This is a genomic window from Limnoraphis robusta BA-68 BA1 (assembly GCF_034932365.1).
In the GTDB taxonomy this organism is placed as follows: Bacteria; Cyanobacteriota; Cyanobacteriia; order Cyanobacteriales; family Microcoleaceae; genus Capilliphycus; species Capilliphycus robustus.
Genome location: NZ_JAYGHR010000077.1, coordinates 60508 through 86706, shown reverse-complemented (window position 1 = coordinate 86706; position 26199 = coordinate 60508). Strand labels below are relative to the sequence as shown.

Here is a 26199-nt window from a genome sequence, read left to right as displayed (position 1 = left end):
GATTGTTTAACTACACAAGGGTTTGTAAATCAGATTTTTTGCTGCGGATAATTTTAGCGGGAATCCCCACCACTGTAGCACCCGCAGGCACATCAGACAATACAACTGCATTAGCCCCAACACAAACATCATCGCCAATCGTTACATCACCCAGAATTTTTGCGCCTGCACCAATATTAACTCGTTTACCCAGTTTTGGAGCCTCTAAAGGACGGTCTAAATAGCGATTTCCAATCGTTACACCTTGACGAATAATGCAGTCATCCCCTATTTTACTATAACCATGAACCACAATCGCGCCTTGATGTTCAATAATTACACGCCGTCCGAGTTCTACGGTGTAGGGTAATTCAATGCCATAAACATTACGAACATGGCGAAATAAAGACCGATAGAGAATAGTTAAAGGCGCTCGTAATAGTTTAGATTTAACGGTCATTCTCCACTGTCCAAACCGCGCTACCGCTACGGCGCGAAATCCGGGTCTTGTCCAATCTCGTTGGTGAACCATCCAATCTTCACGAATTTGTTGCCACAATCCTATATTTTCAGGTGAAGTATAATCAGCCTCAGAGCTATCGGAATTGAAGTTAGAATTGAAAGACGGTGATTGTATGACCATTGTCAGTTTATCCTCAAGTGTTAAGAAAGGCAACAACTTGTATAAGTTGTTTTTTTTAATCTACATTTTTAACCCAAGTAGACATTCCTGATACTACAGCTAAACAGTTGTTTGATAAATGTAGAGTAACAAACTTTTTGAATAAAGCTTGCCAATTTGGCATCAATTTCAAAAAACCAGCCAAGGTACTTCTATTTTCAACGGGTCAAACTCAATGAATAGAAGTTATACATCATACAAAATCCTGCTTGTTGAACCTTCTTTATAAATTTTCATAATTCTGTATGGACTGCTACCAAACCTCTCGACAAAAGGGTATCTATTATCAGGATTGGGTGTAAACTCGATAGAACAGTAGGGTGAACAATGCCACCCTTTCGATACAGGTATCTAAGCTTTTCGTGCGAGTCTATTTTCTAACAAAAGTTCACAAGTATCGCCTCGATAACCCCGCTTCGGTTTAATAAACACTTTCTGATCTTTTTTAAAGTTCAGTTGGGTAAATTGTTCGCGAGTGAGGTGAGCGACAAGCTGATGTTCATCCGCTAAGATTAAATCAATTTGAACTTCCGAACCTAAATGGGTAATGCGTTTAATATGAGCAGCAGTTGTTCCGGTAGCAGGAAAAGGTAACATCTCGATATCGTGAGGACGAATAAACAGATGTGCAGGTAAGGCTTCTCGGGCGTGTTCCGCAACCAAAGAGACATGGGTTGGAACCACATTAACCGCCCCGATAAAATTCATCACAAAGGGAGTTGCTGGACGGTCATAAATGTCTGCGGGGGTTCCCACTTGTTCAATTTTACCTTGATTCATCACCACAATTTCATCAGCAACCGCCATCGCTTCTTCTTGGTCGTGAGTCACAAATACACTGGTGACATGAACTTCATCATGCAAATGACGCAACCAAGTTCGCAACTCTTGACGCACTTTTGCATCGAGCGCCCCAAACGGTTCATCTAATAATAATACTTCCGGTTGAACCGCTAAGGCACGGGCTAAAGCCACCCGTTGACGTTGACCCCCAGATAGTTGTGCGGGATAACGGTTTCCGAGTCCTTCTAATTGAATTAACCGCAGTAATTCTTCAACTCGATATTTAATAAAAGCCGGACGCTGTTTGCGAATTTCTAAACCGAAAGCAATATTTTGACGAACGGTGAGATGTTTAAACAGGGCGTAGTGTTGGAAGACAAAGCCAATATTACGCTGACGGACATCAAGATGGGTGGTATTTTGACCATTGATAATAATGTTGCCGATATCGGCTGTTTCTAAACCTGCAATGGTTCGTAATAAGGTCGATTTTCCTGAACCTGACGGCCCTAATAAAGCCACTAAGCTTCCGGTTTTGATTTCTAAGTTGATGTTGTGCAGGGCTTGGAAGTTACCAAAATTTTTAGAAACGTTTTGAATGATAATACTCATCGCTTTTTCCTCCAATTAAAGAACAGATTTAGAACAAGGATCGAAATTTCTATGCACTCATTTTCCGAGCTGTACGACGTTCTAAAATCTCTTTCAGAACTAATGTTACTGCTGCTAAGAGGGCTAAAACGGCTGCGGCACCAAATGCGGCTTCATCTTGATAATTTTTGTGGGCTTGTTCGACAAAAGAAGGCAACGTTAATGTGCGACCAGAAATCAAGCCAGAAACCACAGCAACCGCACCAAATTCACCCATCGCTCGGGCATTTGTTAACAACACTCCGTAAAGTAATCCCCATTTAATATTCGGAAGGGTAACTCGCCAGAATGTTTGCCATTCATTAGCGCCTAAAGTGTGTGCTGCTTCTTCTTGTTCAGTGCCGATTTCTTCTAAAACCGGAAGCACTTCTCGGGCGACAAAGGGCAAAGTTACAAATAATGTAGCCATCACCATTCCAGGTAGTGAAAACAAGACTTGAATGTTTAATGCCTTGAGTACAGGAGCAAACCAACCGTTACTTCCATACAACAAAACAATCATTAATCCAGCAACAACAGGAGAAATAGCAAAAGGTAAATCAAGGATACTAATTAATAGCGTTCGTCCCGGAAAGTTGTTTCTAGCTAATACCAAAGCGGCACAAGTTCCGAATATTGTACAGAAGGGAACAACTATCGCCGCAATAATCAGCGTCATTTGTGCTGCATGGATAAATTCTCGACCACTTGCAGCCGTAAGAAACTGACCAATTCCCTTATGAAACGCTTCATAAAAAACGGCAACAGCAGGAATAAACAAGATGAGTGCTAAATAGACTAATGCAATGGCAATTAATACAGCTTGTATCGGGATTTTACGGATACCTTGAATTGAGTAAGTCTCTGTTTTGACTAGATTCAGCATGATTTTATGTGTGTTATTGAGAAAAAATTAACCGCTTAAATCATTTAAAATTTATGATTTAATTGCGTAACGTTGCCCCCATCGTTGTAAACTATTGATAGCAAATAACATCACTAATGAAACCAGTAACAATACCGTTCCAATCACAGCCGCTCCTTCATAATCGAACTGTTCTAAGCGTTGAAAAATTAGCACAGGTGCAATTAAATCTTTAAACGGAATCGCAGAAGAAACAATCACAACAGAACCATATTCACCCACAGCCCGAGCAAATCCTAAAGCAACTCCGGTTAAAATTGAAGGGATTAAAGGAGGCAATAATACGCGAGTAAAGGTTTGCAAAGGTGTTGCCCCTAAACTCCAGGCTGCTTGTTCAATTTCCGGTTCCATCTCTTGCAAAACAGGTTGTAACGTTCTCACAACAAACGGCAAAGAAATAAACATCATCGCCACAAATACCCCTAAACGAGTGAAGGCAATTTTAATCCCAAAAGGAGCAAAAAATTGTCCGATCCAACCTTGTGGCCCGTAAAGGGTTGCTAACACTAAACCCGCTACAGATGTTGGGAGTGCAAAGGGTAAATCTACCGCCGCATCAACGATTTTTTTACCAGGAAAATCATAACGAACTAATACCCAAGCCACTAACGTTCCCATCACACCATTAATTGAACCTGCGAATAAAGCCGTGACAAAAGTAACGTTATAAGCCGACATCGCAACAGGTGTCGTTGCAATGCGCCAAAACTCACTAAATCCAATCGAAAAAGATTTGCTCAGTAATGCTGTAATCGGTAACAATAACAGCAAGACTAAAGATAGAATTGTTACCGTCCAAGGCAAAGAAATTCGCTCTAAGTTGGGGTAAACAATGCGGCTAAATAAATGGGTTGAAAACCGTTGACTTGAATGAATCATAGCTGTATAATATTCTGATGGAGTAAACCTAAAATCAAATTCAGCACCCAGACCTCAATAAACGACTCTGTGTTCACAAGGATGAACAAACCCAAAACTCTTGTCTTTTGCCTATTCCCTTTTGCCTTTTGCCTTTTGCCTTTTGCCTATTCCCTCGATTGAGCAATTTGGGCTTGAATATTATCAAAAATTGCACCATCCGCAAAAAATTGGGTTTGTACAGCATTCCAACCGCCTAAATCTTTGGCGGTAAATAGGTTTTTAATTTTGGGATATTGAGCGGCAAATTCGGCTTCAATTTGAGGGTCAACGGGACGAAAACCGACTTTCGCAAATTCTCGTTGGGCTTGGGGAGTATACAAATATTGAACAAAAGCTTCAGCGACTTCTCGGGTTCCTTTTTTATCGACATTTGCATCAACAACGGCGACCGGGTTATCAATCGAAATGTTGTAATCTGTGGGAACAATGTAAGGTTGAGAATCACCTTTTTGTGCCGCTAAAATCACTTCATTTTCGTAGTTAATTAGCACATCGCCTTGACCTTGTTTATAGAAAACATCACTCGCCGCCCTCGCATCTCGGGGAAGAACGGGAACTCGTTGATAGACTTTCTGCACGAAGTCCTGGGCTTGTTGTTCGCTACCGCCTGCTTGAGTAATTACCCCCCAAAATGCCATAAAGTTCCATCTTGCACCCCCCGAAGTTTTTGGGTTTGCAGTAATTAATGAAACATCATCACGGGCTAAGTCTGCCCAAGTTTTGACGTTAATATTTTGATCCCGAAGTACGAAAGCAACAACGGACTTGTGAGCGATAGAGTCATTCGGGAGTTCCTGTTCCCAACCCGGTTGGATGAGTCCTGCTTCTTCAATTTTTTGGGTATCGAGAGCCAGCGCTAACGCCACTACATCCGCGTTTAAACCATCAATCACCGCTCGGGCTTGAGAACCTGAACCCCCATAGCTTTGGTCAAAGACAACCTTTTCGCCTGTTTTAGCTTCCCACTCGGCAACGAACTGGGGAATGATTTTTTCGTAAGCACTTTGGGTCACAGCATAGGAGACGAGGGTCAGTCTTTTCTCGCCTTGTTGTTGAGCGCTATCGCCGGATGAGCAAGCGGCTAATACACTGCTGAGGGCGGCTGCTGATAGTAATAGTCCGATACGGGATAGGGGCGAAGGATTCATTCTGATTCTCCTGGAATTGTGTTGTTTTTAGATTGAGCTTGAGTTTTGCTTTTATCTTAAATTAATCATATCTGTAGTCAAAATAAAATTCAATACATTTTGAATACAATTTGCAAAAGCTTTACATTGTGGCGGAAGTAAGGTTCCATAACAGATAAGACACACTTACACTCAAGGCTTGCGGCTATGGCAGCAAAGAAGTCAGAACCCAGTCTGGCTGAACGGTTGATTAAATATAACTATCTGTTTCGAGAACTCGATACAGACTGGTTAGCCAACTATCTCCCCAAAGACCTGACAATGGATAAGCTGTACTCGAACCGCCCCGTTTATACGGCTTTTCGCCCCAATGTCTCTGGAGATGTGCTGTACTTAATTTTGGAGAGTGGTTTTGTCATTACCCGTAGCACCCCGTTAAACCGGGTGATTTCCATTACTTACCCTGGGGGTTGTTTTGGGATGCGAAACCTACCCTTTAGTTACGGACGAGTCGGACGGGCTTTTCCCAGTTTGGTAGAAGCCTACAAAACCACAGATGTGATTAAATTTCCGTTGGAAACCTTGCAAGCGATCTATAATGACAGCGAACTGATACGCGATCGCTATGAACAACTGTTTGAACTGCGAGAAAAATTTATCTATCATCTCCTCAATTGCAGTTCTTACCCCCCGCAAGCCGTCGCTACACTCTTACGAGCGCTCATCTATCAAGAACGAGCCTTAGGAAGCCAACCCAACTCTGAAGGGGTGTACAACTTTGACCTACCCATTGATGTCATTTCTCACGCCTGTCAACTCAATCACCGCACCGTTGAGCAAGTGTTGAAGGGAATGCAAAAGGTGAAATTGATTGAGTCTGGAAAATCTAATGATGAATCTGGGGATATGATACACGTTCTCAATGCAGAAGGCTTAAAAGAAGTCTACGGCGCCACCCGAGATAAAGTCTCTTGGTGGCCGTTACGTTAACAGTGACCAGTGAACAGTTACGCAGGTATCATCATAAATCTGCCCCGGAGTTTAGACTAGAGAAGAAACCCTTTTAAAATCAGATCATTCCCATTTCCATCTCTCGTCCTTGACGTTGCGTTCAGTTGACTCCTATGCCAGAAACTCCAGTCTCTATTGCTCAACACTTTCACGAGCGAACCAAATACCACCCAGAAACCATTGCGTCTAAAAGCCAGCAACTCGACTGGGAACAACAACCCACTCCTTTTAAAGAGTATAAAATTGGCCAAACCTTTGATCTCAGACCCCACCTTCGGGATACCTCAGAACCCTTATCAGAAGATCCCAAGCTGAAAGAAGCTCAACGTTTGTCTCACCTGTTGCTGCACAGCTACGGTTTAACGGCGAAACTCTCAACCATGCAGGGGTTTCACTATCTGAGAAGTTCACCCTCTGCGGGGGGACTGTATCCGGCTGAGGTTTACATGATTTCCAGGGGGACTACTTTTTTACCGCCAGGACTTTATAATTATCAACCTATAACCCATTCATTAATTCAATTCTGGGATACTCAAGTTTGGCAAGATTTGCAAACCGCTTGTTTTTGGCATCCGGCTTTAGAAAATACCCATTTAGCGATCGCCATTACTGCTGTATTTTATCGTTCGGCTTGGCGGTATCAAGATCGCGCCTATCGTCGCATTTTTCTTGATACAGGTCATTTACTCGGTAATATTGAGTTAGCCAGTACCCTGAATGATTATCGACCCCATTTGATTGGCGGATTTGCTGATGAACCACTCAATCAGATGATGTATTTAGATTCTAGCCGAGAAGGAGCCATTACGGTTATTGCTTTAGCGGATTTATTAGAAATTGACCAAAATTTACCCTCGACACGCACGGCTTTACCTTCTAAAACCCAAACGGACTATCCTGAACTGGCTGAGGGTGAACTGTTAGCCTATCTGCATAATGCTACGAAGTTAGACTCAGATACCTCGGGAACTCAAGGATGGACTCAAACCCCCATTAATGAAGAGATTGAAGACAAATACAATTTTCCGTTTTGTACAAAAGTCTCGACCGTTATAACTTCAATAGATTGGGGAAAAAATTGCCAAGGATTAGATCAAACGGTTCTTAAACGCCGTTCAACTCGCAGTTATAGCGGGGGTGATTTAAAATTAGAAGAACTCTTGGCATTATTAGATTTTACCTACCAACCCCATCACTATATCAATCAAGGATTGAATGGTTCTCCCGATTTTTTTGATTTAGGTTTAATTGAGACGTTTCTTGCTGTTTCAGGAGTCAACGGTTTAGAAGAAGGATGTTATTATTATGCACCCCTTGCCCAAGAATTGCGGCAAATTCGCTTTAAGAATTTTCGCCGAGAACTCCATTATCTCTGTTTAGGACAAGAACTCGGACGGGATGCGGGGGTTGTGTTGTTTCACACGGCTGACTTGAAAAAAGCTGTTGCTAAATATGGCGATCGCGCTTACCGCTATCTTCACATGGATGCAGGTCATTTAGGTCAACGCTTGAACTTAGCCGCCATTTATCTGCGGTTAGGGGTTAGTGGTATCGGTGGCTTTTTCGATGATAAAGTCAATGAAGTCTTGGGAATTCCCACCGATGAGGCTGTGATTTATATTACCACTTTAGGACGACCCGGATAAAATTAGGACTTCTCCATTTTTTCCGAATGACAACAGCGTTCACAAAGTCCAAAAAACTCCAAAGTATGATAGTAAATCTTGAAATTATGAGACTGTTGTAATAAACTTTCAAGATGATGTACCGGGCATTCATTCAGAGGAATAGATTGCCCACATTCAACACAAGTCAGGTGATGTTCGTCTTGTTGAACACAACTATAGACGGACTCACCTGTGGGTAGGGTTCGCACATGAACTAAACCTTCCCGTTTCAAGGTATCTAGCGCCCGATAAACGGTAGCTAACCCCATTTTGTGCTGAGTTTTGCGTAACTCGGCGTAAAGTTCCTGGGCGGAAACGGATTGCTTTTGGGTTTTGAGTTGATTTAAAATAACCTCTTGGCTACGAGTGCGACGAGTGTTCATCTGGAATTTAGATTTCAATGGATGCCTCTCTCTAGGCTATCTTAATCTTTGACCACATCTCACAACACCTCACGCTTGAGATAAGGTTGTAGTGCTTCGGGAATTCTCACACTGCCATCGGGTTGCTGATAGTTTTCCAGAACTGCTGCCATTGTACGACCAATTGCCAGTCCTGAACCGTTCAACGCATGAACAAATTCGGTTTTCTTCTTTTTCTTTCCAGACTTGCTTTCTTTAAAGCGAATATTCGCCCGTCGGGGCTGAAAATCTCTCACATTAGAACAGCTAGAAATTTCCCGATAAGTTTGCGAAGACGGCAACCACACTTCTATATCATAACATTTTGCCGCCGAAAATCCCAAATCTCCCGTACAAAGTTCGATCACCCGATAAGGCAATTTCAACCCCTGTAAAATTCCTTCCGCATCTTGAACTAATTTCTCATGTTCTTCTTCGGAAGTTTCAGGATTAACTAATTTCACCAGTTCAACTTTGTTAAACTGATGGAGTCGAATTAAACCCCTTGTATCTTTTCCATAACTCCCCGCTTCTCGGCGAAAACAAGGGGTAAAAGAACAATGATAAATCGGCAATTGTTCCGCGTCTAAAATCTCATCTCTGTAGAAATTAACAACAGGAACTTCAGAAGTTGGAATTAACCACAGATCATCATCGCTGCATTTAAAGCTTTCTTCAGCAAATTTCGGAAGTTGACCTGTTCCCTGCAAAGATGTACTATTAACCAATAAGGGTGGCATCACTTCAACATAACCATTTGAAGTATGTGTATCCAGCATAAACTGAATTAACGCCCGTTCCAAAGCCGCACCCGCCCCTATCAAGCTAACAAACCGACTTTGAGCAATTTTAACCCCGCGTTCAAAGTTTAAAATCCCTAACTTTTCTCCAATTTCCCAATGGGGTAAAATATTAGGATTTTCGCTAATATATTCATCTCCCCACCGTCGCACTTCGACATTTTCTAGTTCACTTTTACCAAGCGGTGTAGACTCACTCGGTAAATTCGGTATCGGGAGTAATAATGCTTCTATTTCTGCTAAAATTTCCTTTTCTTTCGGTTCCAGTTCACTCAAGCTTTCTCGGATTTTTTGACCCTCATCTTTTAACGCTTGAATTTCTGCGCCTTTCGGATCACTTCCGCCTTTAATTTTCTCTCCAACTTGCTTCCCTATTTCATTACTCCGGGTTTCGAGTTGAATGCGTTGATATTCTAGCTGACGTCGCTGTTCATCAAGATCTAAAATCGGTTGGAGATCGTAGTCTCCCCGTAATTTTAAACGATCTTGGATGGCCTGTGGATTTTCCCGAATTTGTTTGATGTCTAACACGGCTTTGTTCCCGAAGCTGGATCGGTTGCTATTTTACTCTCCTCTATTGGATTGTACTGCTAAAGCGCAACCACAAACCCGACACCCGACACCCCAGCAAACAAGGGGTTAGACCCCTCACCTATGCTAGACTGTTAAGCGTTAAGTCGATGCAGCCTAACCTCGACAATCTAGTATCCTCATGTTTAGAATGAGATTAGTCAAACGAGTGAGAGTTCAGGTGTTTAAGTTTACCTCCATTATTGCTCTAGTTGCTTTGGCGATCGCTGTCTCTGGGAAGCATTTATCTTCATCGCCCAGTCAATCTACTTCTGTCAATTCTCAAGAGGAAATGGCTCGCACCTTTGTGACTCAAGCTTCTCAACTCGCCACTCGCTATCATCGATAGCTCAAATTTTCCTCTACAAAAAAAATAGGATAACGGTTACTGTCCGTTATCTCTACTTTTTTTGATATTCTTAGGGGCTGGTTGATTGACATACTCCCCATTTCTAAAGAAAGGGGATTCTCCAAGCCTCACGGCTTTGGATTACTGATTCATTGACAACCCTTACAGCATACTGGTTTCCCAATCAACTCCAGAGGGGTGAGTCTCCCCAGTCGTTCATCTCATTTCAGAGATAGTTTCGGTATGCCCTACCGTACTTGAGAAAAAAATGCTTGATTCTCTGTACTTGGTGCTTTAAGGTTTTATATGGCCAAAGCATTCAGAGCAAGAACCCCGTACCTTAAGTTTTCAAGGTTCATTGCATCGATTAGATGCTGGGTTTTTCAACTGGTTGAATACCCTGCCAGTAGAGTTATTATAGCATTAGAAAGAGCCTTATATCCCCATACCTGAAGGTAGGGGCTTTACGGCAATTTTTGGTAAAGGCGGGTGCCACAATACGGTGGGAAGATCTAAAATCTATCTGAACCCGCTCCTACAGATGTTTGTATGGAGCATATGGGAATCGAACCCATGTCCAGAACGAGTATTAGCTCCCTGCTCATTCACAGGTGTAGCTCTTTTAACCCTCAGAGCGGGAACTATCTGTAACCCTAGATAGTAAGGGATTCTGGTAAAGTTTTCGCTAGATCGGCGACCAGAAGCACCTCACTAGAACATCCGTTGGGGGTTAGTTCTACAGTCCTTAACGGAGTCAAACTATAGAAGCTCGAAACCTAAAAGAGGTTGTTTCCTATGCAGCTACTGCTACACGAGGACGAGCGAAAGATACAATGTTGTTTGCACTTATTGTTTTTAAGCCATGTATTAACGAGAGGTGACTTACTCTCGACCTGAATCACAAGGTAGTTTTCGTCATCCTGTCGAAACCAGTAATGCCCCTTGCATACCTATTATGATATATAATAATCGTTTAACTGTCAAGAGCTACAGCAGGGACAAACTCACCAAAACTTGATCGGCTTCGGTAATTCCCTGACGAACGGACTCCCCACACTCAGCCACAGCCGCCTGTTCACTCGGCGTTAAATTCAACTCTAAGACCCGTTCTACACCCCGACACCCCAACCAACAGGGAACCCCGAGAAAAATGTCTTTTAGCCCGTATTCTCCCTGAAGATAAGCCGAAACCGGCAGCAAGCGAGAACGGTTTAATAAGATAGATTCAACCATGATTCGGATAGAAGAAGCAGGTGCATAGTAAGCCCCTCCGGTTTTTAACAATCCGACAATTTCCGCCCCCCCGTGACGAGTGCGTTTCACTAAGCGATCAATCGTTTCTGCGGACATCAATTCTGTAATCGGAATTCCGTTAACGGTTGAATAGCGAGGTAAAGGCACCATCAAATCCCCATGACTGCCCAATACTGTCGCATGAACATCCGCCACCGACACGTTTAACTCCATCGCAATAAACGTTTGGAACCTTGCCGAGTCTAACACTCCTGCCATACCCATGATGCGGAAAGGCGGCAGTTGAGTGACTTGCCAAGCAATATAAGTCATTACATCCAGAGGATTGGTGACGATAATAAATGTGGCATCAGGAGAATAGGTGATCGCTTGTTTGATAGCAGTAGCGACAATTTTAGTATTGATGGCAATTAAATCGCTACGTTCCATCCCCGGTGTACGAGGACGCCCAGCCGTAATCACCACGACATCAGATCCGGCTGTATCTGCGTAATCATTAGTACCAATAATTTCGCGATCGTGACATTCTACTGCGCCTGCTTGCATCAAATCTAGGGCAATTCCTTGGGGTAAACCCTCAACCACATCCAAAAGCACAACATTTGCCAGATTAGCCTCTGCAATTCTCTGAGCGAGGGTACTCCCCACTTTCCCCGCCCCAATAATCGAAACACGGGTAGCATGACAAGACGGCGGGAAAAACTGAGTTGAATCCATTTTACTCATTTAACGTTTGGGCAGACAGAACGGAGAATCAGGAAAGGGGAACTAAACCCATTATCCCCAATTTTGTCTTCCTAATTCCCCTATTCTCTACTTAGCATCCTCTAGCTGATCGATCCGTAACCAAATATTCGGCGTGGGAACTTGACCAAATTTGACTAATGCACAGTCTCCCCGCGTTTCCATCACTTCTCCTTTGGTTTCAAAGATATATGAGGGAAAACGGGTGTCGCTGGCTTGGGCTTCGACGCTGTTTTCGAGTTTTTCCCGAATCGCGTGTACCATACTTCCTTTTTTGATGGGCATAGTGAATTGAGTCTAATTTGTCTATTCCAAATTTTATGAGTTTCTGAGCCAATATTTTAACAGTCGGGAAAAGTTTAAGGTGAGGTACAAGCCAAAAACCCGGTTTCTCAAAGAAACCGGGTTTTTTAGTCTCTTAGGTAGTTCACACTCTCGGTACAAGTTCCACCTTCATCTAACCCGCCTGTCGCTGCTGGTCAAAGGCTTGGTAAGCCTCGATCGCCGAAGCCATCGGTTGCACCTTGGTCAAAATATTTGTTGGGGTGATCGATCACTACCCGCCAATTACTAAGACACAAATTTTTTTATATATTCTTTCATCACGGGTTGAAGCGTAAAACCAGATGTTTTCTCGTTCAAAGCTTTTTCGATTAAATTCCGTTTTCTCAAAGATTGTATTGCTCTCAAAAAATCTGAGTCGGATAAAAAATCTGCGGGTTTGTTGGAAATATCAACTGCTGTCTCTTGCTTTGCTAACCACTGCATGACCAATTTTTCCGACTCAGATAACCGTCGATAATGTTCTTGTAATATTGGTTCTAAGTCTCCTAAAAATAGGCTAGAATAAGATAAAAATTGAGCCACACTGCCGTTAAATAAATCTTGGATACTAGACACAATAATATTTAACCATGCCGGATTGCCACTGTAAAGATGAATCAGTTCTAACCATCGAGCTTCATCGGTCAATTCTTTCGCCATTAACAGTTCGGTTGCTGACTCTCCTAACCCAGTAAGTTGTAGGGTTTTGCAGTAGCAGTTTTCAGTTTCTAATGTCGCAATTTCAATCGGCATTTCCCAACTCAGGAGAAGGAAACAACTGTTGTGAGCAGAACGGGTGATTTCTTTGATTAGTTTACCATAATTTGTATATTCTGGGCGATAATTTCCCACCAATTCACCGGGGGTTAAGGTTTCTTGGAAGTCGTCGAGGATGATTAAATAACGATGCGATCGCAAATAGTCTAAGATAGAACTTCGCGATCGCAAATAGTTCAAAATAGATGGGTTTTGAGTGGGCGGAGGGGGGGCGAGAAACTCAATTAAGTGGGTTTTTAAGGCGTTGAGAGTGGAGAATTTTCGATGACTTCGCCATAGGATGTGATCAAAATTATCTTTAATGTGTTCAAGTAGTTCTCTGGCGAGGGTGGTTTTTCCGATACCTGATAACCCGGTTATGGTGACGATGCGGCTATTTTCTTTGAGTATCCATTGTTTGAGGGTGGCGAGTTCGTTGGTGCGGTTGTGGAGGCGATAATATTCCGGGGCGTCGATGAGATCGTGGCGAGGTTGAGATTCTTTGTTGTTGGTGTGCGATCGCTTTTTTGTTGTTTTGGGGTGGGTGTAAAGTTCGCTACAGAAATTAATATTACCAAAAATTTGTGTGGAGTCAGAACCTAAATTTGAAATATTGGAAAATTCTATTCGTTTTAATAGGGATTTCAAGTTGGATTTTTTAACATCTTCTTCCAATAACTCCGAGAGAAGTTGCCATAATTCCGAAGCTACCCTTTTAGCATGGTCTTTAGTACAATGATAATCCTCCGCGACCTGCTGGTAAGTTTGATTTTGCCAAGTTCCCTCTAATATGGCTCTTTGAAGTGAGTCAAGGTGTCTTCCAGTTTTAGCAAAAACCAGATCGTCAGTCCAGTCGATAGCTTTTTGAAGATCCATTATGGCTCAGGTGAGGTTACAGTTCGAGTTAAGGCTTCGTCTTAATAGTATCAAACCTTTTGCCACTTTTTGCCACTTTTTTCACAAAATCTCACTTTTTGCCACTAAATAGAAATTGAAAGGGTGGAGAAATTCCCCACTAAATGTTACCGCCTATAGAATGACAGGATCAAAATTGGGTGGCAAGATAAGAAAGTAGATGGCAATTTTATCAGCTTGGTATTGCCCATCTAAATTTTCTCACTCGTCTGAAATGGTTACAAAAATCATCGGCAAATACTTAGATAGGCTTAGAAGGGATCGACTAACCGTTTTGTTTTTTGGCAAAACTGGAGTTGGAAAAAGTAGCACTCTTAACGCTCTGTTTGGAGTCAACTGGGCTACTGATGATGCTGTTGCTTGTACGAAAAAGCCTCAGTTTGTCGATTTAGATGCCTCTCAGTACGGCAATTTTCCCTATCAGCAAATCCGAATTGTTGATCTGCCTGGAATTGGGGAGAGTCTAACTGACGATAAAAACTATATGGCTTACTACAAAAAATGGATACCTAAAGCAGATTGTTTAGTATGGGTAACTCAAGCAGATACGAGAGCTTACAAACGAGACGAGATGTTTTTGAAGAAGTTAAAGCCATTATTTAAGCCGTCTTTATTCCTAATCGTAGCTCTGAATAAAATAGATTATTTGGCAGTTTATGAAGGAGAAAAGCAATTTAATATCGAGAAAAGAGAACCTTCGGAAGACCAACTTCGGCTAATTCCTGAAAAAATAGACGATGTTTACGGCATTTTCCAGAGAGCAGTCGATGGAAAAATCACTTTTGATAAAAATCAGATCCTACCGTACACATCTTTTTATGGTTGGGGATTAGATAACCTGAAAAGACAAATATTAGCAAAGACAAAATTAACAAGGAGTCCATTAAAAATTATGTTGGATAAGATTTTGAGCTTGTTTCCTCCCCAAACTCCCAAAACACCGCTTAGGCTTGTTATTGGTTTAAACCAAGTTGATAAAATGATTCCAAACGGATGGGACGAGCGTTTAAATACTCCTACCAAAGAGGCAAAAGAGCAAATCAAACGTCGGTGCAATGATATCATTAAAAAATTGAGTCAAAAGACAGAAATATCTGAGGCAAATATAGAATATTACTCGGCTTCAAAGCGTTATAATTTGATACCCTTGCTGACCAAAATTATCCAAAATGCTTATGCCGGGTTCAAGCTGGATAACGTGAAGCCTGCCGATCCATTTGAATTAGCAGACGCAGAAGTCAAAGCTTTTGCCGATAAAGAGCGTAGAAAGATGGCAAACAGTGTTGAAGAAAAAGTAGATTCCCAAAGCAAAACTTTAGATGAAATCAAGAAAATTATCCCAGAAGCAAACTTAAAGTTAATCATGGATAAGATTCAACAGGAAACTAAATTACCCCCCAAAGTAGCAGTGATTGGCAAATCTGGGGTTGGTAAAACAACGACAATTAATAATCTCTTTAACGCTGAGTTGAAAACAAGTCCGACAACTGTGGGTACGACTAAACCCCAGATTAAAGAATTTACACTCTCAACAGGTGGAGCCTTAACTGTAGTCGATCTCCCTGGATATGGACGTAGCGAAGCGGAAGATCAAGAGTATGAAAAAAAATATCAGGATCTAATCCCTTCTTGTGATCTAGTCTTGCTTATTTTGCAAGCAGATACGAGAGATTTTGCAGACGACATCGAGATGATTAATAAGATTACAAAATGGCTGAAAAATCATCCGGTTCCCAAACGGTAACAAAAACAAAAATATTGTTCAGTAGTCAAAAAAATTTACACATTTAAGGAGATCTATATGGCTTTAACCCCAGACGAAGAAAATAAAATACGCCAATTATTAGCCCGAGAGAGCGAGCAAGAGAAAGAAAAGCTTTCAAGTTCTTTAGAAAACTTCCAAAAATGGCTTAAATTGGTTTTGGGAATTGTTAAGACTATCTCAGAAATAGTTCATTTATATAAATCCTTTTTTGGATGATTTCTAGTTCTGCAAAAATGGAACTGTGAGAGGTATTTTTGAGCTTTCCTCTTCTAACTTATTAAGTTTTATCCTTACAAATGCGATCGCCCCCGACATGGTAAGCGATCGCACTTTTTTTATCGAAATGCGATCGCGTAGCACGAGGAAGGCAGGTAATGAAACGAAAATGTGTTATAATTGAAGCTAATTCATTCATCGACCTCAAACAAAGAACGAGGTAAACCGGACTGACGAATAATAGATTGCAAAGTACCAATCCTTAATTCCTTGTAGTTGGGAATTGGAACGGTAATCGTTGATTCCTCTTGACGCAATTGCATGATAATATGACTCCCACGAACTCTGACCTCAACAAAACCATGTTCTTCTAAAATTTTGCAAACTTCTCGCTTCAGATAAAACCCTTAACCTACCCAACTTTAAACTCCACTGACTCGACTAAAACTTCACGATTTAAACGTCGCTCTATTTCCGAAGCATCAGCAGTCTCAAAAAAAAGTTCTAGCGCTTCAATTAAATTAGAGCGTGCTTCTTCCACTGTATCCCCTTGACTCGCCAGATCCAATTCGGGACATAAAGACACATATCCGTCTCCCTCTGGTTCAATAATTATGGTTAGTTTTTGAGTTAGTTTCATTAAGAATCCTTGATATTCGAGTCAAATATTATCTTTAATGTTCAAACTAGCCGTTTCCTTTGGATTATAGCATTATCATCAAATCTTGCTGTTTGTCATTGAGAAACCCGATTTCTAATACCTCCCCAAAATGCGATCGCCACTAAACCTTAAAATCAATCGCGTAATAGAGGAATAAAACCTGCCTGCTCAAAATGCTTATCGTAGGCAAGAGCTTCTGTTATACCGTATTCTTCCATAATCTTAAAAGAAACGCAATCAGTTATACTCCACTCTTTGTCTGGTCTTTGCTTATATAACAGCAACCCCTCTTTAAATTGACTGCTACTTTGCTGAACAACTGTCACATTAGGATGGTTATAGAGACTTTCAATTAACTCGATAGCACCCCGGCGAAAAAAGTCGCCCCTTTTAGAAAAATCATTCAGCACCTCTGCCAAAACCATTTCACTGGTAATAATATACAGTAAACCTATTTTTTGGGATAACTCTAGCGCTTTTTGATGTAATTCGTCTCTGGGATTGAGTAAAGCCACCCAATAACCTGTATCCGCAAAAACTCGTTTCATTCTCCCAAACCTTGATACAGGTCAAAGTTTTTTGACAAGTCACTTGGTACTTTTTCCCATTCAGACTCGGGAATTTTTGCCCCGATTTCTACAACGATTTCCCAAATCGGTTTTGCTGTATCATCATATTCAATATTTTGCAGATCATTGCTCACATTTTTATTATCAGTAATTCCTCGCACTTGTTCAAATATTTTATCAAGCAACCAAAGCTTATCTTCTAACGATAATTCATCGATGAACTGTTCCAATTGTAATAATTTGCTTGAAACCATAGGAACTCCCTTAAAAAACGTAAACTCATAAAATCACTTCTCGACCCGATGAAGAATCTCGCAGGTTCTCAAAAACTTCGGGTTCGATCCATATTCCCTCAGAATCAAGTTCTTGCCGAAAGTGATCGAGACTTTTCCAAAAACCCCCCTCCGTCTCAATTGCAATTATAATTTCTTGACCGTCAGGAATATTGATATCCTCAAATATTTCAATAGTTCTCCCTCGTTTTATGCCTTTAACGCCCATTAGATATCCTTGTAATTCTGAACGGGATACTTAACATTTTATCACGGTGTCATCCAGTTCGGGGTTTAAAAGCATTCCTCCCTCTGACTCTTGGATACGTCCAGACTACCCAAACACTCAGGCTATCAGAGGCGATCGCTCTCTTGTTTCGACATTTAGCCAGTTAACGAATTGAGTGGTATAATAGCAAAAGCAAGCATGACAAAAGTCAATGCAAACCTATAATTATATCCTGAAAAACAAGAAATAAAACTGTCAATTTCAATAATGCCCCAATATGATTTGTATCACGACGAAGTTAAAAATGCGTTGAGCAAAGATAGCTGGACTATCACTGACGATCCTTTTACTTTAGAATATAAAGGACTGCGTTTGTATGCAGACTTGGGAGCAGAAAAACTATTGGCTGCCGAGAGATCGGAACAGAAAATTGCGGTAGAAATCAAAGTTTTTAACAGTCCTTCACAAGTCACCGAACTCCAAAAAGCAATTGGTCAGTATAATATGTATAGAAGCATATTGCGTCGTGTTAACCCAGACCGACAATTATATTTGGCAATTTCTCAAGAGGTTTACCAAGATTTTTTTCAAAAACCAGCCATTCAAGATATTGTCAGCGATCAAAGCATTCATTTTATCATTTTCGATCCGGAACAGGAGGTGATTATTCAATGGATAAATTAGAACATTACCGAAAAATTATTACCCAAATCCTCCAAAAACACGCCCAACATAAACCCAGTCATGGAGACATTGAAGCACTATTGCTTTGCGATCCGATAACGGATAATTACCTGTTGCTGGATACAGGATGGGATCGAACAGGGCGAGTTCACGCCGTTGTCTTGCATCTGCGAATTTTTGGAGAAAAAATTTGGATTGAGTCGGATGGAACGGAAACAGGAATTGCATTAGAACTCTTAGAACTAAACATTCCTAAAGAAGATATTGTTTTGGGATTTATTCGCCCAAAAAGTCGCCATTTAACCTATTTTTCTATCGCTTAAATTGTTCAGAACGTTGGCGCACAATTTAAGGCTGACAGCGAGGACAAAAATGAGCGGAACGTCCTGCCATTTTTAAACGTTCAATCGGCGTTTCACAGACTCGACACGGTTGACCTGCTCTATTATAAACCCAAGCCTGTCCTGCATAATTACCGTTGACTCCAGAAACATTTAGAAAGTTACGAATTGTACTTCCACCTGCATCAATCGCCGTTTTGAGAACTTGAATCAGTTGAGAATGTAGCGTTAGAATTTGTGAGGGGGTTAAATCTGCACAAAGGGTTGTGGGTTGTATTCCACTCAGAAATAAAGTCTCATCGGCATAAATATTCCCCACCCCGGCAACCAGTTTTTGATCGAGTAACGCCGTTTTAATCGGGCGCTGACGGCGGTTAAATTGATCGGTGAGGTATTTTATCGAAAATTCTTCTGAAAAGGGTTCTGGCCCCAAATTCTGTAAACCTGTGACAATCTTTGAAACGGGGATGCTATTTGGAATTCCCCAGATTTTGCCGAAGGTGCGTTGATCGACAAAACGGAGTTCCTGTTGATTGGGGAAAAACAGCCGGACTCGCGTATGTTTACTCACAGGTTCATCTTGACTCACCCACAACAGTTGACCTGTCATCCGCAGATGAACCGCTAACCCGCCATTGGGGAAAGTTTGTAAATCCGAAAATTGTTGTTGTTGCTGATTTTCAGGATTAGCCTGAAATTCTGCTAATAAATATTTACCGCGTCGATACCATCCGGCGATCGCTTTTCCTGATAATTCGCGAATAAACTCATCAATAGAAACAGGGTGAGCAATGGTGCGTTTAAGCAACACTTCCCCACCCTGAATAATCTGATTCCGGGAAACCTGATTCAGGCCCCCTTTAACCGTTTCTACCTCGGGCAATTCAGGCACAGACTAATTTTCAACGCCTTGGTTGGGATCGCCAGGGACATCAGGTTTGCCAGCTCCTTGGCCCGTGCGTCGGGTAGCAGCAGCGACGGGTGTTTGTTGACCGCGAGGTGCAGCCGAACCCGTACCAACTTCTACAACTTCACTTTCTGCGAAGTTATTGGTGTTGATGCCTGTGTAGTTGACTTTATCAAAACGGACAATAACGGGGTATTTAATACCGCTTTTGTCAACGGAAGCGACAGTACCTACTTCTTGATACCAGTAGGACTCTTTCCGCAAAATACGAACTTTAGAACCACGTTCAACCATTAGCTTATCTTCCTCGTTTCTAAATTGATGAATAAAGCCTTGTATTGTTCAGGGTACTACTGGATCTGCTGTCTCGGTGCAAATGAGTCTTTAAGTTTTATTGCTAGTCTCTCCAATGGGCGGCGACAAAATGGGCTGAACGTCCCCAGAAGTCCTGCACAATGGAGATTTCCGAGACTTGTAGGTTAAAGGGAATGGCAGTGGTCAGGTATCGCTGCGCCCAACTGCCTAACTCTGGAGAAAGTTGGGTGGCCACTCCGGCTGCGACTCCTAAAGCCAAAAGCTGTTCAACTGGCCCTTTGGGTAAAGCTAAATGAATGCCCATCGCCACTCCACCAGTCAGTAGCATTCCGACTGAGAGATTGGTACCACATCGCGGATGAACAGCGAGATCCCATTCTCCGGCTGTCAGACGGTGCTGGGCTGTTTCTACCGCTTGTCTGAGGCGATCGCTCTGAACGCGCCCATAGAGATAAAATCCTTCGGCTGTTGACATTCCGCCCAGACGATCTTCGTCTCCGGTGGCTGCACCTTCATTTGCCCATTCACTCAACACCCAAACGGTGGCGTGTTCTAAGGCGTGAACTTGTCGAGTCATCAAGATTTCTTTAACACCCGGAACAAAGTTCAATTGGCGCAACAGATCGCGATCTTGGGTTGAACTGGGCGCAAACTCAAAGGGGAATGAATAAGCTGAGGCTGAATGAGAAGTCGCCGTTGTCATTATCTAAAGTTCTCCATCATGTTAAGTAGACAAGCAGAAGTCCTTTTTGATTGCTTTAAGAAGGATTTCCTACTTTTTTACCATCTCGAAAGGTTCCCGGTAGTCGCTTGCCTGCGGTATCAATTAGGGTTCCTGGGCCGTGAGGAATACCGCCGCGAAATTCGCCTTCATAGCGAAGTCCGTTCGGAAAAGTACAAGTTCCTTTACCGTCGAGCGCTTCGTTAAAAAATTGTCCTTGACAGCGAGAGCCATCTTTGCGGGTAAAGCTGCCTTCACCAAAGGGTTGTCCGGCGAAGAATTCTCCAGCAAAGCGATCGCCGTTGCTATAGATAAATTCTCCACTACCGTGAGGCTGACTACTGCCTTGTCCGCTAGCGACGTCTCGCACAATTTTGAACTGTCCGACGTAGCGATCGCCGTTGGTAAAGATTACGGTTCCTTGGGTAATATTTCCCTCTTGAAAGACACCAACTATACGGGCATCATCTGAAAAGATAAATACCCCTTGGCCATTGGGTAAACCGTTGCGAAATTCGCCTTCGTAGCGATCGCCATTGCTATAGACATAAATGCCTCGTCCTTCGGGGCGACCATTGACAAAGCTACCTTGGTAGTTGTCGCCGCCCTCATAATTACACTTGACCGAACCTGTGGGCAGTTGCCCTTCACAAACCGGAGGACGTTTTCCTTCTGGTTGTGCTTGTGCGTTTGCGGGAGTAGAAGTGAGGATATCAACTCCAATTCCAACGCTAACAAGGGTTAAACTCAAAAATCCCAGTTTTTGAACTAAGCGAAACATAGCTCCTATTGCTGTTGAATTTTACTATATTTGTTGTTGACAAGCGGGGGCAAGTTCTACTGACACTGATGAATCACAGTCCTGATCAACTTACCCCAGATCCCTATCTCCTCGGTATAAAGATTGACTCTTATTTGAGTTGGAATTGTTTCTATTGTACCCAGTTCAAGAGGGAGCCATCGTATTGATACTGGGCTCAGAAGGCTGAATTAAATTCTGTTGCTCGTCTGTTTGTTCAAATGTACCCACTTCTACAGCGACTTCTACACCGTTTTGCTCAAAAATCACAATCGGTTCACTACCAACATTAAACTTCACTCGTTTAACTAATACCTGCCCATTGGCAATCGTTTGTCCGACGCTGACATAGCGACTGGTGGGTTCGGTGGGGGCTTTAAGGATGACTCGGGTTTGATCGCCGACTTGCATCACGCCTGTCACGGAAATCGCTTTGGCAATCTCAATTGAAGGCGGAGGGGGCAGGACGGGAGTAGCAGGGGCTACGGCGGTTGGTGGGGGAGTCAGAGGAGCATTCGGATCACGCCACTGGGGTAAGGGTTCGGTTATCGGAGGCAGTTCTGGGAGGCTCGGCACCTGAGCAACGGTCAAATCTGGAATTTGCGGGGGTCTAGGTGGGACTGGAAGCTGGGGAGGAGCTTGAGCTGGGGCTTGTCTGGCTGTTTGTCCGGGTGCTTGAGCCGTTCGGGGAGGAGCTTGAGCTGGGGCTTGTCTGGCTGTTTGTCCGGGTGCTTGAGCCGTTCGGGGAGGAGCTTGAGCTGGGGTTCGTCTTGCTGTTTGTCCGGGTGCTTGAGGAGTTCGGGGAGGAGCTTGAGCTGGGGTTGGTCTGGCTGTTTGTCCCGGTGTTGGCTGTGGAGTTCTTGGGGTTCTAGGTGTCGTAGCTTGGGGACTTCTGGCTTGAGGAGGGCGTTGAGCGACAGGGAGTTCAGGTAGGGAAGGCACTTGTCTGGGAGAAAGATTGGGAGATGCAGTTCCTTGAACTTGAGTCCCATTTTGGCTGTTCGTGGGTACTGCGGCAACCGTCCATTGAGGGGGGAGGGTGGCGATCGGAACATCTGGAATAGATGGAACTTCTCGGGCGGTAAGCGCCAGAGACTCTGCGGCTTCTTCTGGATCGGGAGTTTGTTGAACAATCAAAGGCGGAAGAACGCCAAAAGGATCGCTGATCGTCTGATTGGGAACTCCGGCTGCTGCTGCGGGTGTACCATTGCCATTGGTACTTCCTTTGAGCTGAAGCAATCGTTCTTCAGGTTTGGTAGACTGAATCAAACCCGCTTTTGCCGCCGTTTCTTCTTTCTGCTGTTCAACTAAAGGTTCCTCAAAAGGAGCTTTTTCGGGGTCTTGAGCGGCTTCGGGTTCACCTGTTTGTTCTGTTTCTTCTGATGGGGTTTCGGGTTGGGCTGGTGAACTTTCCGGTGAAGGAGTAGTTTCTGTTGTTTGTTCAGTTACCTCTTCTTCTTGGGAACCACAGCTACCTATCCCAATCGTCAACAACCCTAATGCCACCACTAACAAAACTTTACGCATTGCCCCTCCCTGAAACAGTTTGATAATAATTTTAAGGATAGCCAAAGTTTAACCGATTCAGCCACTTCGTCAATATTACTATTCCCAGGGGAGTTCTATTTTTCTACTCCCTTAGTTATATATTCCTAATTCTACAGGAATTCCTGATCTTTTGCGTCTTTTGTATCAGTATTAAACTGTTTTTCGATAGCGTCAATGGTATGATGTCGGTGACACCTTTTGTAGATAGGATAACTTTGCATGGCATCAGTGTCTGTATCTCCCGTTGTACTCATTATTCTAGACGGCTGGGGCTATCGTGAACAGACGGACGGAAATGCCATAGCGGTAGGTAACACGCCTGTCATGGATAGTCTATGGACTGCTTATCCTAGAACATTAATTCGCGCTTCTGGAAAGGCTGTGGGCTTGCCAGAAGGTCAGATGGGAAATTCTGAAGTCGGTCATCTGAATATCGGAGCGGGGCGAGTGGTTCCCCAGGAATTAGTTAGAATTACAGATGCCGTAGAAGAGGGTACGATTCTTGACAATCGAGCCTTAGTCAAGGTGTGTCAAGAGGTTCGAGAACGAGACGGAAAATTACATCTCGTGGGGTTGTGTTCAGATGGTGGGGTTCATTCCCATCTCCAGCATCTCTTGGGATTGTTAGATTTAGCTCAACAAAAAGGTGTTTCTCAAGTTTGTATTCATGCAATTACAGATGGTCGCGACACCAATCCTAAAGATGGTATTAAAGCACTCCAGCAAATTCAAGACCATATCGATCAAATCGGTTTAGGGCAAATTGTAACGGTGAGTGGGCGTTACTATGCGATGGATCGGGATAACCGTTGGGATCGCACTCAAAAAGCCTATATCAATATGACCGTTGATGGCCAGGGAACAGAACTCTCAGCCGTAGAGATCTTACAACGTTCCTACGACGAAGGAATAACCGATGAGTTTGTCCTTCCCATTCGGCTAACTCCAGGAGCGGTTGAAGCTGGAGATGGCGTAATTTTCTTTAATTTCCGTCCAGATCGAGCGCGACAACTCACTCAAGTCTTTGTAGACCCCAATTTTAACAGCTTTGAGCGAGAACTCATTCAACCTCTGACTTTTGCGACCTTTACACAATACGATGCCAGTTTTCCCGTGCTGGTGGCGTTTGAACCCCAAAACCTCAATAAGATTTTGGGAGAGGTGATCTCCGCTCATGGTTTGAAGCAGTTCCGCACCGCCGAAACCGAAAAATATGCCCATGTCACCTACTTTTTTAATGGCGGTTTAGAACAACCCTTTGAAGGGGAAGATCGAGAGTTAATTCCTTCTCCGGCTGTAGCAACTTACGATGAATCCCCAGAAATGTCTGCCGTAGATGTCACCGATGTCGCCATTGAAGCCGTAAAAAAAGGCATCTATTCAATGATTGTGATCAACTATGCAAACCCAGATATGGTCGGTCACACGGGAATGATGGATAAGGCGGTCAAAGCCGTTGAGACGGTTGATAAATGTTTGGGACGTTTGATCGAAAGTATTAACAAAGCAGGTGGAACAGCAATTATTATCGCCGATCATGGGAATGCTGAATATATGCGCGATGAACAGGGTAATCCCTGGACGGCTCACACCATTAACCCCGTTCCGTTTATTTTGGTGGAAGGGGAAAAGTTAAAAATTCCCGCTCATGGCGGCGATGTTCCCCTGCGAACCGATGGCTGTTTAGCCGATATTGCGCCCACCATTCTGGAAATTCTCAAACTTCCTCAACCGGAAGAAATGACTGGACGTTCGATGATTTTACCTGCGGGTTTTGAAGTCAAAGAAAGTCGCACACCTCTGAGGGTTCGGGTTTAGCTTGAACCGCTTGAAGCCTCTGACCTACCCGAAGGCTAGGTGATCAGATGAATTGCGGGGTGATGACGAATTGACCCACAACCCAATCAATCTGTAGGATTAACAGGGCAGTGGGTCGATGATAGCGAAGCGTTAGCGAGTCTTCGAGCGTCGGAATCACCACTTTTAACCTCAAGAGAGCAGTAACTTAGTAGACGATTTATGGTACAACACGGTACTATCTGTAAGAGCAGATAATAGATCTATGCAACGAGCCTATCATACCAAGTTAAAACTGAACAACAAACAGAAGACTTTAATGGCGACCCACGCCGGATATTCTAGATGGGTTTGGAATTGGGCTTTAAATCTCTGGAATGAAGCTTACAAACAGGGTTTAAAACCTTCTGCAAATAAGCTAAAAAAGTTCTACACCAATCACGTCAAACCTCAATATTCCTGGCAGTCAACGCTAAGTTCTAGAGTTTATCAATTTGCCTTCATGCACTTGGGAGAAGCATTTAGCCGATTTTTTCAAGGCATTGCTGAACATCCTAAATTCAAGAAAAAAGGCAGAAACGATAGCTTTACGATTGATAACTGTGGCAAGGTAATGAGGTTTTCGGGGAAGAGATTGAAGCTTCCTTTCATTGGATGGGTTAACACTTACGAAGCCCTTCCTGAAATTCAAACCAAACGAGTCACAATAAGCAGGAGCGCTGATTCTTGGTATTTGTCTGTCGCTTACGAATTTGAGCCTGAACAGACTGTAAAATCAAGAGAATACCTGGGTGTTGATGTTGGGGTTAAGGTATTGGCGACCTGTTCAGATGGTACTGTTTTTGTTAACCCAGCAGCCCACAAAAAAGCGCAAAAAAATCTAGCCAGACTTCAACGCGAACTCTCGAGAAAACAGAAGGGTTCAAAAAACAGGAATAAAGCCAAGCTCAAATTAGCAAAAGCTTATCAAAGAATTGTCAACATTCGGAAAGATACAATTCACAAACTCACCTCATGGCTATGCAAAAACCACGCAGTCATCGGGTTAGAAGACTTGAATGTTTCTGGGATGTTGAAAAATCATAAGTTAGCGGGTGCTATTGCTGATTCTGCTTTTTCTGAAATTCGTCGCCAAGTTGAGTATAAGTCTGAGTGGTATGGTTCAAGCGTAGTTTTTGCTCATAGATTCTATCCGTCAACTAAAACCTGTTCAAGTTGCGGTCACGTTCAAGAAATAGCACTGAAAGAACGAGTTTTCAACTGTAATAATTGCGGTGTAAGCGTTGACCGTGATTTAAATGCCAGCCTAAATTTAGAAGGTTATGCCGAGGGCTTCTTGGTGAAATGCCTGTCTGACCGGGTGCTGCTGACAGTCCGGGGTGATGCAGCGCAAAGTCCGATCTCGGCGGAAACCGCTCGAGAAGGAACTTTGCAAGACAGGAAGTAAACGTTAACACGGTTTGTACCGCGTTATATCAGTTTTATAAAGCAGTCAATGAAATCTTCAATTACATGAGTCATAGTTTTATCGTTTTGA

Annotated in this window: 30 protein-coding genes and 1 other RNA gene; 9 read left to right on the top strand and 22 right to left on the bottom strand. The window is 42.9% G+C overall.

Annotated features, from left to right (window positions below):
* Positions 1 to 10: 10 nt before the first annotated feature.
* From VB836_RS22715 to VB836_RS22695, 5 genes are all read right to left on the bottom strand, one after another.
* Positions 11 to 622 carry a serine O-acetyltransferase gene (locus tag VB836_RS22715; protein ID WP_323222774.1) on the bottom strand — a complete coding sequence of 204 codons (612 nt, stop codon included), beginning with the start codon at positions 620 to 622 and terminating at the stop codon, positions 11 to 13.
* A 390-nt stretch (positions 623 to 1012) separates the two neighbouring features.
* The gene (locus VB836_RS22710; RefSeq protein WP_046278907.1) at positions 1013 to 2056 is read right to left on the bottom strand and encodes a sulfate/molybdate ABC transporter ATP-binding protein; all 1044 of its coding nucleotides are present in this window, start codon (positions 2054 to 2056) and stop codon (positions 1013 to 1015) included.
* A gap of 49 nt (positions 2057 to 2105) precedes the next feature.
* A complete protein-coding gene (gene cysW / locus VB836_RS22705; RefSeq protein WP_323222771.1) occupies positions 2106 to 2960 on the bottom strand; it encodes a sulfate ABC transporter permease subunit CysW in 855 nt (284 codons plus the stop codon).
* 51 nt (positions 2961 to 3011) lie between these two features.
* The gene (gene cysT, locus VB836_RS22700) at positions 3012 to 3878 is read right to left on the bottom strand and encodes a sulfate ABC transporter permease subunit CysT (protein WP_323222769.1); all 867 of its coding nucleotides are present in this window, start codon (positions 3876 to 3878) and stop codon (positions 3012 to 3014) included.
* Positions 3879 to 4024: 146 nt separating this feature from the next.
* Complete coding sequence (locus VB836_RS22695; RefSeq protein ID WP_323222767.1) at positions 4025 to 5068, bottom strand: sulfate ABC transporter substrate-binding protein; 1044 nt, start codon at positions 5066 to 5068, stop codon at positions 4025 to 4027.
* Positions 5069 to 5254: 186 nt separating this feature from the next.
* On the opposite strand from VB836_RS22695, the gene VB836_RS22690 reads away from it, so the two are divergent.
* Both VB836_RS22690 and VB836_RS22685 read left to right on the top strand, forming a co-directional pair.
* The gene (locus VB836_RS22690; protein ID WP_323222766.1) at positions 5255 to 6037 is read left to right on the top strand and encodes a cyclic nucleotide-binding domain-containing protein; all 783 of its coding nucleotides are present in this window, start codon (positions 5255 to 5257) and stop codon (positions 6035 to 6037) included.
* Positions 6038 to 6171: 134 nt separating this feature from the next.
* Positions 6172 to 7704 carry a SagB/ThcOx family dehydrogenase gene (locus VB836_RS22685; protein WP_323222764.1) on the top strand — a complete coding sequence of 511 codons (1533 nt, stop codon included), beginning with the start codon at positions 6172 to 6174 and terminating at the stop codon, positions 7702 to 7704.
* 2 nt (positions 7705 to 7706) lie between these two features.
* Here the strand turns inward: VB836_RS22685 and VB836_RS22680 are convergent, their stop codons facing one another.
* A complete protein-coding gene (locus VB836_RS22680) occupies positions 7707 to 8108 on the bottom strand; it encodes a Fur family transcriptional regulator (RefSeq protein WP_323222762.1) in 402 nt (133 codons plus the stop codon).
* 59 nt (positions 8109 to 8167) lie between these two features.
* On the bottom strand, positions 8168 to 9457 hold the full coding sequence (gene serS, locus VB836_RS22675; protein ID WP_323222760.1) for a serine--tRNA ligase: 1290 nt from the start codon (positions 9455 to 9457) through the stop codon (positions 8168 to 8170).
* Positions 9458 to 9647: 190 nt separating this feature from the next.
* Between serS and VB836_RS22670 the strand changes: the two genes are divergently transcribed.
* A complete protein-coding gene (locus VB836_RS22670; RefSeq protein ID WP_046281907.1) occupies positions 9648 to 9845 on the top strand; it encodes a hypothetical protein in 198 nt (65 codons plus the stop codon).
* 547 nt (positions 9846 to 10392) lie between these two features.
* Here the strand turns inward: VB836_RS22670 and ssrA are convergent.
* The 4 genes from ssrA to VB836_RS22650 form a co-directional block, all read right to left on the bottom strand.
* Positions 10393 to 10787: a transfer-messenger RNA gene (gene ssrA / locus VB836_RS22665) on the bottom strand.
* 45 nt (positions 10788 to 10832) lie between these two features.
* The gene (gene mdh / locus VB836_RS22660; RefSeq protein WP_323222758.1) at positions 10833 to 11816 is read right to left on the bottom strand and encodes a malate dehydrogenase; all 984 of its coding nucleotides are present in this window, start codon (positions 11814 to 11816) and stop codon (positions 10833 to 10835) included.
* A gap of 96 nt (positions 11817 to 11912) precedes the next feature.
* The gene (gene ndhO / locus VB836_RS22655) at positions 11913 to 12128 is read right to left on the bottom strand and encodes an NAD(P)H-quinone oxidoreductase subunit O (protein WP_046278169.1); all 216 of its coding nucleotides are present in this window, start codon (positions 12126 to 12128) and stop codon (positions 11913 to 11915) included.
* 285 nt (positions 12129 to 12413) lie between these two features.
* Positions 12414 to 13799, bottom strand: coding sequence for an NB-ARC domain-containing protein (locus tag VB836_RS22650; protein WP_323222756.1), 1386 nt, complete (start codon positions 13797 to 13799; stop codon positions 12414 to 12416).
* A gap of 199 nt (positions 13800 to 13998) precedes the next feature.
* Between VB836_RS22650 and VB836_RS22645 the strand changes: the two genes are divergently transcribed.
* Positions 13999 to 15582 carry a GTPase family protein gene (locus tag VB836_RS22645; protein ID WP_323222754.1) on the top strand — a complete coding sequence of 528 codons (1584 nt, stop codon included), beginning with the start codon at positions 13999 to 14001 and terminating at the stop codon, positions 15580 to 15582.
* Between the two features lie 57 nt (positions 15583 to 15639).
* Complete coding sequence (locus VB836_RS22640) at positions 15640 to 15819, top strand: hypothetical protein (RefSeq protein ID WP_323222752.1); 180 nt, start codon at positions 15640 to 15642, stop codon at positions 15817 to 15819.
* Between the two features lie 61 nt (positions 15820 to 15880).
* Here the strand turns inward: VB836_RS22640 and VB836_RS22635 are convergent, their stop codons facing one another.
* The 6 genes from VB836_RS22635 to VB836_RS22610 all read right to left on the bottom strand — a co-directional run bounded on the left by VB836_RS22635 (position 15881) and on the right by VB836_RS22610 (position 17550).
* Complete coding sequence (locus VB836_RS22635; protein WP_323222750.1) at positions 15881 to 16018, bottom strand: hypothetical protein; 138 nt, start codon at positions 16016 to 16018, stop codon at positions 15881 to 15883.
* Positions 16011 to 16196, bottom strand: a complete 186-nt coding sequence (locus tag VB836_RS22630) for a type II toxin-antitoxin system HicA family toxin (RefSeq protein ID WP_323222790.1) — start codon at positions 16194 to 16196, stop codon at positions 16011 to 16013. The genes VB836_RS22635 and VB836_RS22630 overlap by 8 nt, the downstream gene beginning before the upstream one ends.
* A gap of 35 nt (positions 16197 to 16231) precedes the next feature.
* Positions 16232 to 16459: a type II toxin-antitoxin system HicB family antitoxin gene (locus VB836_RS22625; RefSeq protein ID WP_046278162.1), complete on the bottom strand. Its 228-nt coding sequence runs from the start codon at positions 16457 to 16459 to the stop codon at positions 16232 to 16234.
* Between the two features lie 155 nt (positions 16460 to 16614).
* Positions 16615 to 17028, bottom strand: a complete 414-nt coding sequence (locus VB836_RS22620) for a type II toxin-antitoxin system VapC family toxin (protein ID WP_323222747.1) — start codon at positions 17026 to 17028, stop codon at positions 16615 to 16617.
* Positions 17025 to 17303, bottom strand: coding sequence for a hypothetical protein (locus tag VB836_RS22615; RefSeq protein WP_323222746.1), 279 nt, complete (start codon positions 17301 to 17303; stop codon positions 17025 to 17027). The genes VB836_RS22620 and VB836_RS22615 overlap by 4 nt, the downstream gene beginning before the upstream one ends.
* A 25-nt stretch (positions 17304 to 17328) precedes the next feature.
* The gene (locus VB836_RS22610) at positions 17329 to 17550 is read right to left on the bottom strand and encodes a hypothetical protein (RefSeq protein ID WP_323222743.1); all 222 of its coding nucleotides are present in this window, start codon (positions 17548 to 17550) and stop codon (positions 17329 to 17331) included.
* A 267-nt stretch (positions 17551 to 17817) separates the two neighbouring features.
* Here VB836_RS22610 and VB836_RS22605 point away from each other — a divergent pair, with 267 nt between their 5' ends.
* A complete protein-coding gene (locus VB836_RS22605; protein WP_323222741.1) occupies positions 17818 to 18234 on the top strand; it encodes an element excision factor XisH family protein in 417 nt (138 codons plus the stop codon).
* Positions 18222 to 18557, top strand: coding sequence for a XisI protein (locus tag VB836_RS22600; RefSeq protein WP_323222739.1), 336 nt, complete (start codon positions 18222 to 18224; stop codon positions 18555 to 18557). Before VB836_RS22605 ends, VB836_RS22600 begins: the two co-directional genes overlap by 13 nt.
* Before the next feature lie 25 nt (positions 18558 to 18582).
* Here VB836_RS22600 and VB836_RS22595 read toward each other — a convergent pair whose 3' ends face one another.
* From VB836_RS22595 to VB836_RS22575, 5 genes are all read right to left on the bottom strand, one after another.
* Positions 18583 to 19467: a DNA-formamidopyrimidine glycosylase gene (locus VB836_RS22595; protein WP_323222738.1), complete on the bottom strand. Its 885-nt coding sequence runs from the start codon at positions 19465 to 19467 to the stop codon at positions 18583 to 18585.
* 3 nt (positions 19468 to 19470) lie between these two features.
* Positions 19471 to 19776, bottom strand: a complete 306-nt coding sequence (locus tag VB836_RS22590; RefSeq protein ID WP_323222735.1) for a photosystem I reaction center subunit IV — start codon at positions 19774 to 19776, stop codon at positions 19471 to 19473.
* 103 nt (positions 19777 to 19879) lie between these two features.
* Entirely contained in the window at positions 19880 to 20500 is a 621-nt protein-coding gene (locus VB836_RS22585; protein WP_323222734.1) for a DUF6391 domain-containing protein, read from the bottom strand.
* A 55-nt stretch (positions 20501 to 20555) separates the two neighbouring features.
* On the bottom strand, positions 20556 to 21299 hold the full coding sequence (locus tag VB836_RS22580) for an MORN repeat-containing protein (RefSeq protein ID WP_323222732.1): 744 nt from the start codon (positions 21297 to 21299) through the stop codon (positions 20556 to 20558).
* Between the two features lie 165 nt (positions 21300 to 21464).
* On the bottom strand, positions 21465 to 22844 hold the full coding sequence (locus VB836_RS22575; RefSeq protein WP_323222730.1) for a hypothetical protein: 1380 nt from the start codon (positions 22842 to 22844) through the stop codon (positions 21465 to 21467).
* A 240-nt stretch (positions 22845 to 23084) separates the two neighbouring features.
* Here VB836_RS22575 and gpmI point away from each other — a divergent pair, with 240 nt between their 5' ends.
* Entirely contained in the window at positions 23085 to 24683 is a 1599-nt protein-coding gene (gene gpmI / locus VB836_RS22570) for a 2,3-bisphosphoglycerate-independent phosphoglycerate mutase (protein ID WP_323222728.1), read from the top strand.
* Positions 24684 to 24927: 244 nt separating this feature from the next.
* A complete protein-coding gene (locus VB836_RS22565) occupies positions 24928 to 26109 on the top strand; it encodes an RNA-guided endonuclease InsQ/TnpB family protein (RefSeq protein WP_323222726.1) in 1182 nt (393 codons plus the stop codon).
* The last annotated feature ends 90 nt before the right edge of the window (positions 26110 to 26199 follow it).

What these genes read in the sequence shown, in the direction of transcription:
- VB836_RS22715 (WP_323222774.1), bottom strand. Translation starts at nt 622, where the DNA reads ATGGTCATACAATCACCGTCTTTCAATTCTAACTTCAATTCCGATAGC.
- VB836_RS22710 (WP_046278907.1), bottom strand. Translation starts at nt 2,056, where the DNA reads ATGAGTATTATCATTCAAAACGTTTCTAAAAATTTTGGTAACTTCCAA.
- cysW (WP_323222771.1), bottom strand. Translation starts at nt 2,960, where the DNA reads ATGCTGAATCTAGTCAAAACAGAGACTTACTCAATTCAAGGTATCCGT.
- cysT (WP_323222769.1), bottom strand. Translation starts at nt 3,878, where the DNA reads ATGATTCATTCAAGTCAACGGTTTTCAACCCATTTATTTAGCCGCATT.
- VB836_RS22695 (WP_323222767.1), bottom strand. Translation starts at nt 5,068, where the DNA reads ATGAATCCTTCGCCCCTATCCCGTATCGGACTATTACTATCAGCAGCC.
- VB836_RS22690 (WP_323222766.1), top strand. Translation starts at nt 5,255, where the DNA reads ATGGCAGCAAAGAAGTCAGAACCCAGTCTGGCTGAACGGTTGATTAAA.
- VB836_RS22685 (WP_323222764.1), top strand. Translation starts at nt 6,172, where the DNA reads ATGCCAGAAACTCCAGTCTCTATTGCTCAACACTTTCACGAGCGAACC.
- VB836_RS22680 (WP_323222762.1), bottom strand. Translation starts at nt 8,108, where the DNA reads ATGAACACTCGTCGCACTCGTAGCCAAGAGGTTATTTTAAATCAACTC.
- VB836_RS22670 (WP_046281907.1), top strand. Translation starts at nt 9,648, where the DNA reads ATGAGATTAGTCAAACGAGTGAGAGTTCAGGTGTTTAAGTTTACCTCC.
- mdh (WP_323222758.1), bottom strand. Translation starts at nt 11,816, where the DNA reads ATGGATTCAACTCAGTTTTTCCCGCCGTCTTGTCATGCTACCCGTGTT.
- ndhO (WP_046278169.1), bottom strand. Translation starts at nt 12,128, where the DNA reads ATGCCCATCAAAAAAGGAAGTATGGTACACGCGATTCGGGAAAAACTC.
- VB836_RS22650 (WP_323222756.1), bottom strand. Translation starts at nt 13,799, where the DNA reads ATGGATCTTCAAAAAGCTATCGACTGGACTGACGATCTGGTTTTTGCT.
- VB836_RS22645 (WP_323222754.1), top strand. Translation starts at nt 13,999, where the DNA reads ATGGCAATTTTATCAGCTTGGTATTGCCCATCTAAATTTTCTCACTCG.
- VB836_RS22640 (WP_323222752.1), top strand. Translation starts at nt 15,640, where the DNA reads ATGGCTTTAACCCCAGACGAAGAAAATAAAATACGCCAATTATTAGCC.
- VB836_RS22635 (WP_323222750.1), bottom strand. Translation starts at nt 16,018, where the DNA reads ATGAATGAATTAGCTTCAATTATAACACATTTTCGTTTCATTACCTGC.
- VB836_RS22625 (WP_046278162.1), bottom strand. Translation starts at nt 16,459, where the DNA reads ATGAAACTAACTCAAAAACTAACCATAATTATTGAACCAGAGGGAGAC.
- VB836_RS22620 (WP_323222747.1), bottom strand. Translation starts at nt 17,028, where the DNA reads ATGAAACGAGTTTTTGCGGATACAGGTTATTGGGTGGCTTTACTCAAT.
- VB836_RS22615 (WP_323222746.1), bottom strand. Translation starts at nt 17,303, where the DNA reads ATGGTTTCAAGCAAATTATTACAATTGGAACAGTTCATCGATGAATTA.
- VB836_RS22610 (WP_323222743.1), bottom strand. Translation starts at nt 17,550, where the DNA reads ATGGGCGTTAAAGGCATAAAACGAGGGAGAACTATTGAAATATTTGAG.
- VB836_RS22605 (WP_323222741.1), top strand. Translation starts at nt 17,818, where the DNA reads ATGCCCCAATATGATTTGTATCACGACGAAGTTAAAAATGCGTTGAGC.
- VB836_RS22600 (WP_323222739.1), top strand. Translation starts at nt 18,222, where the DNA reads ATGGATAAATTAGAACATTACCGAAAAATTATTACCCAAATCCTCCAA.
- VB836_RS22590 (WP_323222735.1), bottom strand. Translation starts at nt 19,776, where the DNA reads ATGGTTGAACGTGGTTCTAAAGTTCGTATTTTGCGGAAAGAGTCCTAC.
- VB836_RS22585 (WP_323222734.1), bottom strand. Translation starts at nt 20,500, where the DNA reads ATGACAACGGCGACTTCTCATTCAGCCTCAGCTTATTCATTCCCCTTT.
- VB836_RS22580 (WP_323222732.1), bottom strand. Translation starts at nt 21,299, where the DNA reads ATGTTTCGCTTAGTTCAAAAACTGGGATTTTTGAGTTTAACCCTTGTT.
- VB836_RS22575 (WP_323222730.1), bottom strand. Translation starts at nt 22,844, where the DNA reads ATGCGTAAAGTTTTGTTAGTGGTGGCATTAGGGTTGTTGACGATTGGG.
- gpmI (WP_323222728.1), top strand. Translation starts at nt 23,085, where the DNA reads ATGGCATCAGTGTCTGTATCTCCCGTTGTACTCATTATTCTAGACGGC.
- VB836_RS22565 (WP_323222726.1), top strand. Translation starts at nt 24,928, where the DNA reads ATGCAACGAGCCTATCATACCAAGTTAAAACTGAACAACAAACAGAAG.